11 protein-coding genes and 2 pseudogenes are annotated in these 16,631 nt (G+C 39.6%); 12 read left to right on the top strand and 1 reads right to left on the bottom strand.

The window, feature by feature from the left end; all coding sequences use genetic code 11:
- The first annotated feature begins 6 nt into the window (after positions 1-6).
- The 4 genes from CZ225_RS01420 to CZ225_RS01405 are packed head-to-tail and all read left to right on the top strand — an operon-like array spanning position 7 to position 6,285.
- Positions 7-3,324 (top strand): SusC/RagA family TonB-linked outer membrane protein, encoded by a 3,318-nt coding sequence (locus CZ225_RS01420; RefSeq protein ID WP_083714549.1) that lies wholly within the window; start codon positions 7-9, stop codon positions 3,322-3,324.
- Between the two features lie 13 nt (positions 3,325-3,337).
- Complete coding sequence (locus CZ225_RS01415) at positions 3,338-4,741, top strand: RagB/SusD family nutrient uptake outer membrane protein (RefSeq protein WP_077152732.1); 1,404 nt, start codon at positions 3,338-3,340, stop codon at positions 4,739-4,741.
- Positions 4,742-4,765: 24 nt separating this feature from the next.
- Entirely contained in the window at positions 4,766-4,993 is a 228-nt protein-coding gene (locus CZ225_RS01410) for a hypothetical protein (RefSeq protein ID WP_129585722.1), read from the top strand.
- Between the two features lie 23 nt (positions 4,994-5,016).
- Entirely contained in the window at positions 5,017-6,285 is a 1,269-nt protein-coding gene (locus CZ225_RS01405) for a Calx-beta domain-containing protein (protein WP_077152730.1), read from the top strand.
- A gap of 314 nt (positions 6,286-6,599) precedes the next feature.
- Here CZ225_RS01405 and nadB read toward each other — a convergent pair whose 3' ends face one another.
- The gene (gene nadB, locus CZ225_RS01400; RefSeq protein ID WP_077152729.1) at positions 6,600-8,171 is read right to left on the bottom strand and encodes an L-aspartate oxidase; all 1,572 of its coding nucleotides are present in this window, start codon (positions 8,169-8,171) and stop codon (positions 6,600-6,602) included.
- Between the two features lie 106 nt (positions 8,172-8,277).
- Between nadB and CZ225_RS01395 the strand changes: the two genes are divergently transcribed.
- The 8 genes and pseudogenes from CZ225_RS01395 to CZ225_RS01365 all read left to right on the top strand — a co-directional run bounded on the left by CZ225_RS01395 (position 8,278) and on the right by CZ225_RS01365 (position 15,506).
- A complete protein-coding gene (locus CZ225_RS01395) occupies positions 8,278-8,703 on the top strand; it encodes a PH domain-containing protein (RefSeq protein WP_077152728.1) in 426 nt (141 codons plus the stop codon).
- A gap of 39 nt (positions 8,704-8,742) precedes the next feature.
- Positions 8,743-8,799, top strand: a pseudogene (locus CZ225_RS24805) (hypothetical protein); the annotation flags it as partial.
- Between the two features lie 6 nt (positions 8,800-8,805).
- Positions 8,806-10,125, top strand: a pseudogene (lpdA, locus tag CZ225_RS01390) (dihydrolipoyl dehydrogenase); the annotation flags it as partial.
- A 150-nt stretch (positions 10,126-10,275) separates the two neighbouring features.
- Complete coding sequence (gene dacB, locus CZ225_RS01385; protein ID WP_394334015.1) at positions 10,276-11,694, top strand: D-alanyl-D-alanine carboxypeptidase/D-alanyl-D-alanine endopeptidase; 1,419 nt, start codon at positions 10,276-10,278, stop codon at positions 11,692-11,694.
- Positions 11,695-11,823: 129 nt separating this feature from the next.
- Positions 11,824-13,071 carry a hypothetical protein gene (locus tag CZ225_RS01380; RefSeq protein WP_234982974.1) on the top strand — a complete coding sequence of 416 codons (1,248 nt, stop codon included), beginning with the start codon at positions 11,824-11,826 and terminating at the stop codon, positions 13,069-13,071.
- A 17-nt stretch (positions 13,072-13,088) separates the two neighbouring features.
- Entirely contained in the window at positions 13,089-14,345 is a 1,257-nt protein-coding gene (locus CZ225_RS01375; RefSeq protein ID WP_077152726.1) for a hypothetical protein, read from the top strand.
- The gene (locus CZ225_RS01370) at positions 14,342-14,947 is read left to right on the top strand and encodes an RNA polymerase sigma factor (protein ID WP_077152725.1); all 606 of its coding nucleotides are present in this window, start codon (positions 14,342-14,344) and stop codon (positions 14,945-14,947) included. Before CZ225_RS01375 ends, CZ225_RS01370 begins: the two co-directional genes overlap by 4 nt.
- Positions 14,937-15,506 (top strand): hypothetical protein, encoded by a 570-nt coding sequence (locus tag CZ225_RS01365; protein WP_077152724.1) that lies wholly within the window; start codon positions 14,937-14,939, stop codon positions 15,504-15,506. The genes CZ225_RS01370 and CZ225_RS01365 overlap by 11 nt, the downstream gene beginning before the upstream one ends.
- Positions 15,507-16,631: the final 1,125 nt, after the last annotated feature.

The following is a 16,631-nucleotide window of genomic DNA, read 5'->3' as shown; positions in this document are numbered from 1 at the left end:
AAGCTTATGAGGTGTATGGGAATATTAAGAGTATTTCTATTGAGTTGCTTTTGCTGCATGGCTATAGGTGTATTTGCTCAGAAACCGCAAAATGATGCTACAATCCTTGTTAAGGTATCCATTGTGGATTCGGATAAAAATCCGTTGCCGGGTGCTACGGTAAAAGTTACAGGAAAAGCGCAGGGAGTTATTTCGAATGAAAATGGTGAAGTTTCACTATGGGTCGATAAAGATGCTCAGATTGAATTTAGTTATGTGGGTATGAAGCCTTTGGTGATGCGGGTGACAAAGCCAATTTCCGGATATATCACTTTGGAAGATGAGATGGCGGAGTTGGATCAGGTCGTGATCACTGGATATCAACGTACCACCAAACGCCGTACTACAGGTTCACTGGCTACATTGACGGCTAAGGATCTGAAGGGGGCTCCGACAGCCAATTTGGATATGTTGATGCAGGGTAAAATAGCCGGTGTGGATATTAAAGCGGTTTCCGGTCGCCCGGGAGAATCAGCTAAAATTCGTATTCGTGGTACAAATACGATTACGGGTAATGCTGAACCGTTGTGGGTGGTGGATGGAGTTCCTTTGCAGAAGGATATACCGAGCATCTCAACCGATCGTATTCGTGCTGGTGACTTTAATGATATTTTTACAAATGGTATTGCAGGTATTAATCCGAACGATATTGAATCTGTAACAGTGTTGAAAGATGCTTCCGCGGCAGCTATTTATGGTTCTCGCGCAGCTGGCGGCGTTATCGTAGTGACAACGAAACGGGGACAGGAAGGTAAAATGCGTATCAATTATTCTACGAATGTTTCTGTCGTGACGAGTCCTCCGGGTAATGCCGATCTGATGAATTCAAAGGAGAAGCTGGCTTGGGAACAAGAGTTATGGGATGAGTTCTCAGCTGAAGGTTTTGCCTCAGGTGATCGTTATCCGGTAATTGGTATTGTAGGTATGATTCGTTCCGGTTATGGGAAATATGCCGGTATGACTAAAGAACAACAAGACGCGACAATAGCGTCATTGGGCGAACATACGACAGATTGGTTTGGGGAGTTATTTCAGAATTCAGTATCTCAAAGTCACTACTTGTCTTTGTCAGGCGGTTCGCAAAAGAATTCTTATTATATTTCTTTAGGTTATTCGCAGAACAATGGATTGGTGAAGAAGACGGACTATGATCGTTACAATGTAAGTGCTAAAATAGATATGAAGCCTAATAAACGGGTGAAGTTGGGTTTTACTGCTGATATGGCTATGCAACATGCCAATTCTCCTTCGCTCAACGTCGATCCGTTCAAATATGCTTATTTTGCCAACCCTTACGAAAAAGTATATAATGAAGATGGTACGTATGCGGCAGATAATACTTATTATAGTTTATCTCATGCTAATGGGTCTTATGATGTAAAGTTACCGGAAGACGGGTTTAACATATTTCGTGAGATAAATGAGACTTCCAATAAAACGAAAAATTTATCTGCTTCGTTGATTGCAAATTTAAGTGTGAATATTTTGGATAACTTGTCTTTTGAGGGAATGGCTTCATACGGTTATGTCAATAATATGTCTGATAATATAAATGGTAAGGAAACTTATGCCGCATGGATAGACCGTCCTTTTGAAGGATCATCATTGAGTACTTCCAAGCGCACTTATGGTTCCATTACTCAATCGTCAGCTTACAATACTAACTATAATCTACGCGGACAGTTTCATTATTTCAATACCTTTGCTGAAGACCATTACATTAGCGCATTGGTAGGTTCTGAGATTCGCGGGCAATATTCGAAAAGTATTTATGAGAAACGTTACGGATATGATCCGGTGACTGGCAATTCTTCTATGCCAGTTTATCCGGAGGGTACAAAGATAGAATATGCCAATTTGCTTTCTTATGCGGCTATTATAGATGATTTGTCCGGACAGAGTATTGTAGAGGACGCTTTTGCTTCTTTCTATTTTTCACTCGATTATGTCTTTAAACAACGTTATATTTTAAGTTTGACCGGACGTACGGATGGTTCGAATAATTTTGGAAGTGATGAACAATTTAATCCGACCGGTTCTTTGGGACTTGCATGGAATATTGATCAAGAGGAATTTATGCAGTCGTTAAAACCTGTCATCAGTAGTTTATCATTGCGTACGGCTTTCGGGTATACAGGAAATATTAACAAGTCGGTGTATCCGCAATTGGTGATGGAATACAGTAACTCGTTCCGTAAAACGAATGATGATTATTTTCGTATGGGATTCTTGCGGAATGCTCCGAATGCCAGATTGCGTTGGGAAAAAACGAAGGATATGAAGGTATCTTTAGATATAGGCTTTTTGAATGATCGTTTACGTTTGCAAGGTGAATTATATGATCGTCGTACTCGTGATGCTGTCACTTCTGTACCTGTGCCTTATACTACAGGTTTTAGTAATCAGAAATATAATACCTCCGAGTTGTTGAATCAAGGAGCGGAAGTAACAGTAAGTGCACAAGTTCTAAAGACGAAAGACTGGAGTGCGTCAATAACTGCCAATCTTTCTTACAACCGTAATAAGTTGCTGAAGTATGACGGTGGCGTAAGCATGTTTACGGATACTTATGTTGGATATCCTTTGGGAGCAATTATTAGTGGAAAGGTGCAAGGCATTGATAATAAGTTGGGTATTTATACTTATGAAGTGCGTCCTGACGCGAAGATGGAAACCTCTGCAGACCGTAATTCTACAAAGAACTATGCATTTTATTTGGGTACAAGTACAGCACCGACCAATGGAGGATACTCTATTTCGGTCTCGTATAAGAAACTGAATTTAAGTTTGGGAGGCTCTTATTCGTTGGGAGGAAAGGTTAAGAATAACATTGTTTGTCCGGTAGACTTTACTTATCTTTCTGGAAATCGCGTGGAAAGTATACCGTCTCAAGAAAATGACTTATATGTTAATTTCTTGAATGTTACGAAAGACGCTGTTAATCGTTGGACTCCGGATAATCCGATAACTAACGGTCATCCGCGTATTATTGACGCTTATGGCAAGTACCTGGGACTTAGCAATTATATGATAACCAGCAGTCAAATCACCGATGCTTCAATGCTTCAGAATGTGTCATATTTTAAGCTTAATTCATTGATGTTGAGTTATAATTTTGATGGTATGGAATGGCTTAAGAAAGCTCATATAAGCTCATTAGGCGTTTCGATTAGTATGAGCAATCTGTTTACAATAACCAATTATTCCGGTATTGATCCTGAAACACCGGGAGCGGTTTATCCTACTCCACGTACATTCTCAATGGGAGTATCTGTCGGATTCTAAAAAAGAAAAGAATATGAAGAAGAATATTTTAATATATGGGCTGTCAGCATTTCTTTGTATGTCATGTAGCAACTACTTGGACATCAAGCCTTATGGAAAGACTATACCTAAGACAGCAGAAGAATTTTCAGCTTTGCTGCATAGTCATTTGCAAAACATTGACACTGGAAGTGATAAGTTACTTGTCGGAAATACGAGTCAATTATTAGTATGGGATGCGGGATGTGGTGATGATTTTGAGACTTGTCTGACCGCATCGGGAGGATTTACATTAGACACTTATTTGGGGAATGTCGCTTTTGGTACCAGGAGTAGAGACTATTATAGTTCATTATATGAAACGATTCGTGATTGTAATATCGTTTTAAATGAATTGGAGGAAAGTGGCACCAATGAGGCGAATGTTATACTTGGCACAGCATATGCCATGCGTGCGGTTGCTTATTATCAATTGATGCGTTTGTTCTGCGAAGTACCCGAGACTGGGAATTTTAGTGAACAATTAGGATTACCTTTGGTGATGACGTTCGATATGGAGGAGAAGCCCGTCCGGAGCACTTTGGAGGAGACGATTAATCTGATAGACGGTGATCTGAAAAGGGCATTATCGTACCATCCTTCGGATGACATTTACCGTTTCACGGAAGATGTGATTAAAGGGTATCAGATACGTTTGTATTTTTGGACTAAGCAATGGACGAAAGCACTTCCGTTGGCACAGGAACTATTGACGAAATATCCGTTGTTAGAAGGAGATGCTTATAAAACGATGATGAAGACTGCTTATGATTTGGCAGGTAATCAGTTGTTGAAGTCCTATCGTTCTATCAGTTCTACGGGAGGATCCGATTTTTCGAGTTCCAACAGTACGCTGCAGTATCGCCCGGTCAGTCAGCGGTTTTTAAGTTTGTTTACAGATGAAGAAAAAGTTTCGGATATACGCTATTCTCTTTGGGTAAATAAAAGGCGTCAGTCGATAAAAACCTTCTTTTGTGGAATGCGTTCCGCTGAGTTTAAGTTGGTGGAGGCTGAATGCTATTATCATTTAGGAGAAGCGGATAAGGCTTTAAAATCGATCAATGAATTGCGAGCTCATCGCATTAATGATTATACGGATCTGACAAAAGAAACGTTACCTTCATTATCTGGTACGGAACTAATAAAGAAGGACGCTGAGGGGCATGAATTAACACTGTTGATGGGATTGATTTTGAAGGAACGTAGAAAAGAACTGTTTTTGGAAGGGGACCGTTTCTTTGAGTTGAAACGAAACGGTTCACCGGAATATTGGGTTGCGTTTGACGGGTTGAAATACATGATAAAGAAGTATATGTATACCTTGCCTATTCCGGCTCATGACATTTTATTAGTAGATGGTTTGATACAGAATGAGGGTTATACGGATATTTCAAACTAACGGTAAAGAAGAAAGGAGTAGAATATGAAAAAGAGTATGTACAGATGGGTAATGGCAGTCGTGTTAGTGATAATATCGGTCGGAATCAATTTTTCTTGTGAAGATTACGATGAACTGCCTCAGCAGACAAATACTTCTGTGACTTCCGCTTATTATAGGGCACCGGATCCTGTTGTCTTGAATGTTGATGAAGCGGAAAAGGTGAATGAAATAAAGAAAGAATATAACGCGAGTGTTTCTCAAGAAAATTAATAACTTAATAAAATGGAAAGAAAATGAAAAAACTGGTTTATTTTTTATTTGTATCGTGTGTGATAGCATTTGCTTCCTGTTCTTCTGATGATGATGACGTGAAAGAAGCCGTACAATTGAACTTGGATAAAGCTCATTACACATTGGCTAAAGGTAGTGTGGAGGTGAAGCTGTTAGCTGATGCGGCACCTGCAACCACTATATCTGTACCGGTCAGCTTTGCTGGAACAGCAGTAGAAGGTACTGATTTTAATGCTTCAGCCAAAGCTTTTACTTTAAAGGCAGGTGAGACTGAAGCTACAATTACATTAACGCGTATTGAAGAATCAATAGGTGAAACGGACAAAGAACTTGTTGTGAATCTGGGGACTGCTCCCGAGGGATTTCGCATAGGAGTTCTGAATTATACTTCTGTAGCGTTATTGAGCTCAAATGCTGTGATTATGTCATTTGACAATGCTACCGATGTGCTAACTGAAAGCGGTTCTTATAATGTCGCCCTTACGAGATTGCAGGGAGGTACTTATCTAGTGACGGAAGCAATGCAACTGGAAGTGGAAGTGGATGGATCGTCTACTGCTGTTGAAGGTACTCACTTTGAATTTGTAGGAGGAAAGCATGCTTCGATTCCTGTAAAAAAGAATAGGGGAACTGTGAATATTAAATTTTTAAAGAAAGAAGCTGGAAAAGATAAATTGGTATTACGTCTGAAAGAAAAAGACGGGTTTGGTTATGGTAATAATCCGACTATTACAATTACCATTCAAGGTCAGTATCTATTGGCTGGTACTTGGGCGTTTGATAAGATTGTGAATAAGGATTATTATGAATCGGCATGGTACATAGATACAAGTGATTTCCCGACCGGAACTTCTTCTGATCAGATTAAATTTGAGGGAACTTCTTATCAGGAATATACCTTTATTCCGACTTTGAGTGGTGATTTGAAAAACTATTTCGGAACAGAATCTTGTACAGTGACTTATGTAGGTGAACTGGAAAAGACACTTGAGGAACAAAGCGGTATGGGATCTCGGGTTATTGTAAAAGTCGCTACGTTGAAGTTCCCGTCTGTTAATGCGAATTTCTCGGCAACTAATAAAAACATGCGCGAAGCTGTTGTCAGTTTCCGTATTATACAGTCGGAAGGAAAAGAAATATTGGAATGTACAATTGATGATTTCGAACCGACAGATTTCATGGCAGATATTTATGAAATGTATAAAGATATGGGAGAAGATCCTATCATGTTGTCGGCTCCGCTTCGTTTGTATTTCACTAAGGTGAAATAAGAAACTGTATAAGAATAATTATTAACAAATAGGAGGTCGCTTCAAGATATGAAGACGACCTCCTTCTTTTATTTGTAAGGTTGTAGCACTGCCTTCATTGAAACGAATAATAACGATGGAACGAGATGATCGCTTCCATTGTTATTATTCTATATAAGAAACAAAATCTTTCAAAACTTTGAAATGCCTATTTATGTAGAAATGTTTATTAATTTTAATCTGTCACACTTTTGGAGGGCACCTCATTGTTTTGCAACAACGTTGATTTTGTACCAGGGAGAGTCCCATCATCTCTCTGTATGGGGGATGGTTGATCATTCTTTTTTCCGTGGATAATCAATCGTATAATGCAGTCCCCGGCTTTCTTTCCGTTCCATAGCCTGACGTGTAATCAGATAACCTACATTAATCATATTACGAAGTTCGCAAAGTTCACGGGTAGCTTTACTGCTCTTAAATAGCTTTTCCGTCTCTTCATAAAGAATATCCAGACGATTCCAAGCACGGGTCAGACGAAGATTACTGCGGACGATACCGACATAAGATTCCATAATCTGATTGACTTCCTTCATGCTTTGAGTGATCAGTACCCGTTCTTCCGTAGAAATCGTTCCTTCGTCATTCCACTCCGGAATGTCTTCATTAAAGTCATAGCGTTCAAGTACGCTTAAAGCATGTTTGGCAGCTGCATCAGCATAAACCACGGCTTCTATCAACGAATTGGAAGCCAAACGATTTCCACCGTGCAGACCGGTACATGAACATTCACCCAGTGCGTACAAGCGGCGGATACTGGATTGGCCATCCAGATCGACTGTGATGCCTCCGCAAAGATAATGAGCGGCCGGAGCTACCGGTATATAATCTTTGGTAATATCGATGCCGAGGCTAAGGCATTTTTTATAGATATTCGGGAAGTGCTTTTTGGTTTCTTCCGGGTCTTTATGTGTTACGTCGAGATAAACATGGTCGTCTCCGCGTTGTTTCATTTCATTGTCGATGGCACGTGCTACGATGTCGCGTGGTGCTAATGACAGGCGTGAATCGTATTTCTGCATAAACTCCTTGCCATCCTGTGTACGGAGTACGGCACCATAGCCACGCATAGCTTCCGTGATGAGAAAACTTGGGCGGTCTCCCGGATGGAAAAGTGCTGTGGGGTGGAACTGAATAAATTCCATATCATTTACTGCACCTTTGGCACGGTAAACCATAGCGATTCCATCTCCTGTGGCTACTAACGGATTAGTTGTATTGCGATAAACGGCTTCACATCCGCCGGTTGCCATTACCGTTACTTTGGAGAGGAAGGTATCTACTTCTCCGGTAGCTTCGTTTAATACATACGCACCGTAGCATTTAATACCGGGCGTATAACGGGTTACAATAATTCCCAAATGATGTTGGGTAATGATTTCTACTGCGAAGAAGTTTTCGAATACAGTAATGTTCGGATGGTTTTTCACCGTTTCAATCAGGCTGTCCTGTATCTCTGCCCCGGTGTTATCTTTATGGTGAAGGATACGGAACTCAGAGTGACCGCCTTCTTTGTGCAAGTCGAAATCTCCGTTCTCCTTCTTATCAAAGTTTACTCCCCACTTGATCAGTTCGTTGATTTGTTCGGGAGCGTTACGGACTACTTTTTCTACTGCTGTACGGTCACTAATCCAGTCACCTGCAATCATCGTATCTTCAATGTGCTTGTCGAAATTGTCTACTGCAAGATTAGTAACAGAAGCGATACCGCCTTGGGCGAAAAATGTATTGGCCTCTTCTAATCCGGCTTTACAGATAAGAGCAACTTTACCTTTGTGCGCAACTTTCAGCGCAAAACTCATACCGGCAATTCCGGAGCCGATGACGAGGAAATCGAACTTTCTTACCATAATTTTGTTATTTCTCACCGCAAAGCTACAAAATAACTCACTTCGTTGTACTTTTCGTTGTCACTAATTCATAAAATTGCTACCTTGCACGCAAAAATCTGACAAAATGAATCGAATATTTCATGCTCGTATTGCCTGGTATCAGTATTTTGCTTTGGCGTTGTTTACAGTGAATGCTGTTGCTGCTTTATGGTGCAAATATATCTTGCCGGCGGTGTTTATGATGTTATTGTTGATCGTATTGATAGAACAGATTATTCATACTGTTTATACTGTAACTTCGGACGGAACACTAATTATACATCAGGGACGTTTTAGCCGTAAGAAAGTCATTCCTATTTCCAAGATTGGTTCTATTGAGCAATGCCGTTCCATGAAATTCGGCCGGTTTTCAGTGACTCGTTATGTGCTGATAAAATATGATGAAAGAAAATATGAGGCACTAATGCCTGTCAAAGAACAGGAATTTATACAGTTGATTGAAAAAAGGATGTTGAGTGAGAAACTTGATTCTAAAAGATTCAATCAATGAACCATAAATCATATATAAAATTTATATAAATTATTTACTATGAAATACCAAGTGATCATTATTGGTGGAGGTCCTGCAGGATATACAGCTGCCGAAGTTGCCGGTAAAGCCGGTTTGAATGTATTGCTGATTGAGAAAAATAGTTTGGGTGGTGTCTGTTTGAATGAAGGTTGTATTCCTACAAAAACATTACTTTATTCTGCAAAAACGTTCGATAGCGCCAAACATGCTTCAAAATATGCAGTGAATATATCAGAAGTCTCTTTTGATTTACCCAAAATTATTGCAAGGAAAACGAAAGTAGTACGTAAATTAGTGCTGGGAGTAAAGGCAAAGCTGACTTCAAATAATGTGACTATTGTATCAGGTGAAGCTCAAATTATTGATAAGAACACAATTCGTTGTGGTGAAGAGGTATTTGAAGGAGAAAATCTGGTACTTTGTACAGGTTCCGAGACTTTTATTCCTCCTATTCCCGGTGTAGAGTCGATAGATTATTGGACACATCGCGAAGCATTGAACAATAAAGAATTACCGTCTTCTTTGGCCATCGTCGGTGGCGGAGTGATCGGAATGGAGTTTGCTTCGTTCTTTAATAGTCTGGGAGTAGAGGTGACCGTCATTGAGATGATGGATGAAATTCTGAGTGGCATGGATAAAGAGCTTTCCGGCATGTTGCGGGCTGAATATGCAAAGCGGGGAATTAAATTCCTGCTTAGTACGAAGGTTACAAGTTTCTCCCCGTCACTCTCTCAAGAAGGGATAAGATATACCTATAAACCTATGTTGGAGAACGAACCTTCAGATTGCCTTTCTCAACCAGAAGAAAGTTTTGGAGAGACTGATCGTTTACTACTTAGTGTGGGGCGCCGTCCTGTGACGAAAGGTTTCGGGCTTGAAAACCTTCATCTGGAAAGAACAGAGCGTGGAGCTATTAGAATAAATGCTCAAATGCAGACTTCCGAACCCAATGTGTATGTTTGCGGTGACCTGACCGGTTTTTCTTTATTGGCTCATACTGCTGTTCGTGAAGCAGAAGTAGCTATACATTCTATTTTAGGCAAAAAAGACAGTATGAGTTATCGTGCTATTCCGGGAGTGGTTTATACCAATCCGGAGATTGCGGGAGTAGGCGAAACAGAAGAATCTGCTCTGGCGAAAGGGATCAATTATCGGATTGCGAAACTTCCGATGGCTTATTCCGGTCGTTTTGTGGCGGAAAATGAAGGGGTGAATGGAGTTTGTAAAATACTTCTGGACGAACAAGAACGAATTATAGGTGCACATGTAATGGGGAATCCGGCTTCGGAGATTATTACACTTGCCGGAACTGCCATTGAATTAGGACTGACGGCTGAACAATGGAAAAAGATAGTCTTCCCTCACCCTACTGTAGGTGAAATCTTCAGGGAGGTATTGTAAGGTTGATGTATATGATTTTTGGCTGTCGGGTAAACGTATTATTACTCTTGACGGAAAGATTCAAGATGTGTGGTCGGGATATGGAGAAGGGTTGCTTTTAGATAAAGTGAAACAGAATATTAAGTAATTGAGGAAGATTATAGAGGAAATATGAAGAAACAGTTTTATGTGAGGAAAACTTTTATATCGGTTGTATTGTCTATCTGTTTTTTGCCCTTATGGGGACAGAGTGACTTTTCTCAAATTGATTCATTAATCAAAAAGATGCTTCCCGTAGCCTCTGAAGTCGGGATATCTGTTTATGATCTGACGGCAAAGACTCCATTATATAATTTTCGTGCTGATAAACTCTCCCGTCCTGCTTCGACAATGAAGTTACTCACGGCAATTACTGCTCTGTCCCGTCCCGAAGCTGATGATCCTTTTCGTACAGAGGTGTGGTATGACGGTGTGATAGAGCATGATACTTTGCAAGGCAATCTATATGTTGTAGGAGGATTTGATCCTGAATTTGACGAACTGGCAATGGATTCGCTGATAGAAGATGTGATCACTTTTCCTTTCTCAGTGATTAACGGGCAGGTATATGGAGATGTGTCCATGAAAGACTCACTTTATTGGGGAAGCGGTTGGGCATGGGATGATAATCCGGAAGCTTATCAACCTTATTTGTCTCCGTTAATGTATTGTAAAGGTATTGTTGAAGTGGAAGTTGCCCCAGGAGCTCAACAGGGAGATTCGGCAAGAGTCTTTTGTAAACCGATCTCCTCTTATTATACAGTGACGAATCAGGCAAAAACACATACTCCGTCTGCCGGAAAGTTCTCTGTTTCACGTGATTGGCTTACTAATGGGAATAATATCATTGTAAAAGGTAATATGGATGGTATTCGTAAATCCTGGGTCAATGTTTATGATTCAAAGTGTTACTTCATGCACGCATTTCTTGAACGACTTCAGGGGCGTGGAATTATAGTTCCCCAATCGTATGGTTTTGCTGAAATTCCTCTTGCTGGGGTACAAAAGATGAGTAGTCGGGAAACTCCGGTGCAAGACGTTTTGAATCAATTGATGAAGGAAAGTGATAATTTGAATGCAGAAGCTTTTCTTTGTCGTCTGGGGGCGCAAGCTACAGGTAAGAAATATGTAACGGCTAAAGACGGGATTACTGAGATTATGAATCTGATTGAGCAATTGGGACGCGATCCGAAAGACTATAAGATTGCAGATGGTTGCGGATTATCGAATTATGACTATCTCTCTCCTGCCCTGCTTGTAGATTTCTTGAAATATGCTTATTCTCAGACTGACATTTTTCAGAAGTTGTATAAATCACTTCCCATTGCCGGAATTGACGGGACGTTGCAAAACCGAATGAAAGGAACCGTTGCTTATAAGAATGTACATGCAAAAACCGGATCGTATACAGCTATTAATGCATTGGCAGGATATTTGAGAATGAAGAACGGTCATGAAGTCGCATTTGCCATTATGAATCAGAATGTGCTTTCAGCAGCTAAAGCAAGAGCTTTTCAGGATAAGGTTTGCGAAATAATAATCGGGCGTTGATGATCGAATTAAGTGTTAGTTCTCTTTTTTTTAAAGAAAATACTGTTTTGTTTGAACGTTTCCTTTCTTTGCGTGTATGCTTTGTCGGTACCGTTCTATTGAAAACAATGTCGAATTAAAAAAGAGTAAATGATGAAAACTATCAAATATCTGTTGTTTATCCTGTTTTGTTGTTACACTACACTGTCATATTCTCAAGTTGAGTCGGCTTTAAATGACAACATATTATCTCCGGACTCAATTGCAAAGGTTGTAAAAACTATGCGTGATAAGCTGGACCAAGCAAAACAAAAAGTGAAAGATAACCCTAAAGACGAAAGAGCATGGCTGGAATATTCGGGAGTACTTCAAATACTTAAAAGTGTTTCATTGATGCAGTCAATGAAACCATCGGTAAAGTATCCGGTTCCGGACTCGGATATCCAAAAGGAAATGGATGAAATGCTGGAAGGTATGAAGCAAAATATACCTAATACTGCTACTTATGCTATTACGCGGAACTCGAATATTAAGCCGGGTGAACAGAGAATGTCATTTGACGAGATCATAGAGAAATGGCCTGATGCTGTCTTACATTATCCTACTTATGTGGCTGTATCATTGAGAGATGAAAAACGGTTGAAAGAGATCTGTAAACGTTGGTATGAATCCGGAGAATTTCCTCCCCAGCAACTGAACTTTGCCTATAATGAGTTAGCTTCGGCAGAGAAAAATGCTATTATTTTTATGGGGGGGTGCTTTGATTTGTACGGTGTTAGGGTACTTCAGAGTGTAAAAGACCAGTTTGCGGATAAGAAGATTATTATGTATCCTTTCTTGACCAACTCCTTTTCTATAGATAAAGTAACTGAAGAGTTGGGGATACCTAAATATAGAAAGGCAGAAAATGATACAATCTCATATGCTTCGCCCGGTGACTTTATGAAAAGCTACTCCAGAGAACTCAAAGGAGTGATAGAACATTTTGCTAAGTATAGCAATCGGCCTATTTATTTTACGATAACAATGGATGAAATGGCTAAAAATGCTCTTAAAGATAATTTGCATTCTGAAGGATTGTTGATGAGATATTTCTCCAAACCTTATGATAATCTGGCAGTCATGCGGCGGAACTTTGAGAACGTGTATTTAATGGATTATCTACGTGAGTCTTTTTATCCTCAAACGTTTGCTGTGTCAGCCTTTGATCCTAAAGTAAATGAAGGACTTAATCTTTATTATATCCCTGCCCTTAAAGCTCTGTTGCAATTTTACAAAGAGTCCGAAGATCATAATCATTATGATAAACTGTATTCAATTCTGCGGACTGTTATCGACGATGCGAAATCTTGTACCAAGGAAGTACGGGAGCAGTATTTGAAAAGTATCAATTCCTGAGTAAACCGATAAGAAATATGAGGCGACTTATCTACTTATTATTCTTTCTCAGCATTTTTGAGCAAGTGGCAACTGCACAGAATACAGAGCGTCTGGAAATATCTTTGATGGGATATCCTATACCTTTAGGGATATCCTGGTATCAAACGCAGAAGGAAGCCTGGCAAATGGAATTGAAGAAAGATAAAAGGAATGAAAAGACCTGGGATAACTATGCGTACGCCTGTTTTGCGATGTGGCAAACGGAAGAGGATTCTTCAAAGAAACAGGAATTTCAAAAGGAACTGGGTACATGTATAAAAAGAATGAAGAAGTATATTCCTGATACTCGCGTTTACTATCGTTATTTGCTTGTACAGAACAGTGATTCTCTGGAACAGGAACGCATTCATCAACAGATACTTTCTTTAAAACGCACTTGTGAACGGGATTTTCTGGATGACATACGTTATTGTTACGAGATGCATCAGATAGAAAAGATGAAAGAGTTAGCTCGTGAATGGTACAAAAGTGGTTTGTTTTCTTCCGATCTTCTCTCCTATTGTTACAATGAGTTAGCCGGTCTGGAGAAGAATGCGGTACTTGTCTCCGAACCCGCTTCGAGTTTGTTTTATCATTATTTGCTTCAATATGGTTTAGGTTTGTTTGAGGATATTGAGATCATATCTTCGATCGATTTGATGAATCCCGAACAAGGCAAGGGGTTTGGGGAGAAGCAGGGTGTAGATCCAAAAATCTTTTCAGATAGTAAAAAGATAGCACCCAGAGCGGAATATTTTTTGGAAAAAGAGAAACGTCCAGTGTATTTTAGCCAATTTGTATTTCAGAAGGATCTATTAGAAGCTTTGAAGAGCAAGTTATATCCCGAAGGATTAGTATTAAAGTATTCATTGAAGCCATATAATAACATAGCGGTTGCGAGAAAGAATTATGAGCAGGTTTATTTATTAGATTATTTGCGTCGTCCGTGGTCATGCTATCATCCGGGGATTACATACACTATGGCTGCTAATTGGAATTATATCATCTCCTTTGCACCATTGTTACAATTCTATCGTATAAGTGGGGATAAAAACCAATATGCGAAGTTAAAGAATCTGTTGCAGGGTATTTTGGATCATACTCGTTCTTCTAAAGCTACTACTGAAGATGAGAAAATGATAGAAGCAGTAATGGCCCGTCAATTGGAGATGAAAGAGAAAGGAGAAGCTGTTGATAAAATAGTAGATAGAAGGGACGAATTTCAGAAACTTATAGACGGAGTGGAACCATGAGGTTGTTCAGAACTTTCAAACGCGACGAAACGGACGAGCAACTCATGGAGCGGTTTGCCACCAGGAGGAATGAAAAAGCCTTTGAAGAGCTTTATGGGCGATACGCTCCCCGGCTGAAGGGATTCTTCATGCGGATGTTTTCCGGAAATGCAGCTTTGGCAGATGATTTTCTACAGGAATTGTTTCTTCGTATTTATGAAGCAAGAGACAGTTATCAACAAGGAAAATGTTTTTCTACATGGGTTTTCTCTATGGCGTACAATCTCTGTAAAAATGAATATCGACATCGTGAGATTGTAGAAGAATATATGTCTCAACAGTCCTATATGGAAGAAAAAGATTATTGCGTTTCTCCGGAATTTGAGACTGTTTATGATCGGCAAGTGTTTAATGAACAATTGAAAAAGGTCCTCACAAGCCTGACAGACGAGCAACGGGCAGCGTATACTCTTCGATATGAAGAGGAACTTTCGGTCCAGGAAATTGCACAAGTGCTCCATTGTCCCGAGGGAACAGTGAAATCCCGTTTATTTTATACATTAAGAATATTGCAGCATTCATTATCTAACTATAACCCCCAAACAAGTGATTATGAAAAATGATGATTTAGAAAGATTGGAAGAATCACAGGAAATACAACGGTTGATTCGTTCTGCGAAGAAACAATATGAACAGGAAAAGGTGGATTATTCTCCTGTCTCTTTTTCTTTTGTTATGGAGTCTATCAGGGAAAAGCAAAATCAAAAGAAAAAGTTGCGAATTTCCCCTTGGTGGCTGACTGCTGCCTGTTTGTTAGGCTGGATAATCGGTTATGCTTTTTCGGGTGGACAAGAATCACAGCTGGATAATCGGTTGGCTATTACGGATACAGTAATCGTCGTACACGAAAAGATAGATACTGTATATCAAAAAGTAGAAACGCAGCCAATGAAGGTATTAACCGCTACTCAAAACGTAGAAAAACTTGTGTCTTCAAAAAAAGTGGCTACTCAAAATGAAAAAACAAACAGACAGGCAGTACCGGTTCTGATATCTCCTGAGTTTTTGCAGCCACAAATGAGTATGCCGGACCCGGAAAGCGATTGTTATGCAGCAAATGGAATGACTGTTGCCGAAGATAATTATCCGATTCATTTGCTAATGACTGTACAATCTAGATAGAGATAGTAAGTAAATGTCTCTAACTGATAAGATAGAAAAGACTAAGTATAAAAGATATAGTCGAACTATTAGTTTCATACGGTGAAACTAATAGTTTCACACCGAGAAACTAAAGGTTTCAAAGAGTGAAACTAATAGTTTCGAATATATGAAACTTGTATTATAATATGAAATAGCGGCATGAACTAAATTCATGTTATCTTAGCCTTAATCTGTTTCCATGTATTTCTTCAAGGTTCTCTTCTTCCCTATTCTCCCGTGTTCTTTCCGCGGCCCTTTCCGCTTTTTCTGAGTGAGGGTAATGGTGAGTCAAAACGTCTGTCCGCTCCCCCCAAAACAAGCAATGCAAAGATAGCACGGCTATGATTTTCCCCAAAAACGCATGGAATGGCTGTAAGATGCCCTAATCCCCCTATTCTTATAATAGCATCTTAAACACATGACTGCCAGTGTGTCCTGTTGCTAAACAGCAAAATGAAAGTGACAATAGAAATGCTGCAAATGTCTGTTGTCACCCTATTGTCACCACTCTATTGTCACCAATTTACCGTTGGTTATCAGGGATATAACACTTAAAAGTGACAAATGACAATAAAATAACCGTTTTATAATGCTTAGCAGTCGTAGTTAATTGCTGCTTCATAGTAAGATATCCCCTCCCCAGCCATCCAATATCCTGTCCGGGCTTTAATATCTTATTCCCATGCTTCGGACAATCCGCTATTGTTAGTTTTCTGTTAGCAATCATCCTGTTATGGCAATAACCTCTTTAGATTTATTGGCGTATTATGCTTACGTATGCTATTATTTAGCTAATAGTTATTAGTTAAATAGTATAAAATACTAATATTATATTTGGCATTCACAATATAGTTAGTATATTTGCATTGTAATAACGTGTACGGTTAGTGTCCATAATAAATAGATCTGTGATCCGCAAACCGGTATACGAGTCATATATACTAACATGCTAACCATTTTAGCCATTAAGAAAGGAGGACCCCCTATGAAACCTGACCCATAATCCGCCGTCATCTTGGAGTTGCCCGGCAGCCCCGGAAATAAATCCTGTTAAAAATCCCGCTCCCATCGGATTTTTTACGGTCCCGTTAGTAATACTTATTA

It is taken from the genome of Bacteroides bouchesdurhonensis (assembly GCF_900155865.1).
GTDB classification, from domain to species: Bacteria; Bacteroidota; Bacteroidia; order Bacteroidales; family Bacteroidaceae; genus Bacteroides; species Bacteroides bouchesdurhonensis.
This window is presented reverse-complemented; position numbering and strand designations above follow the sequence as displayed.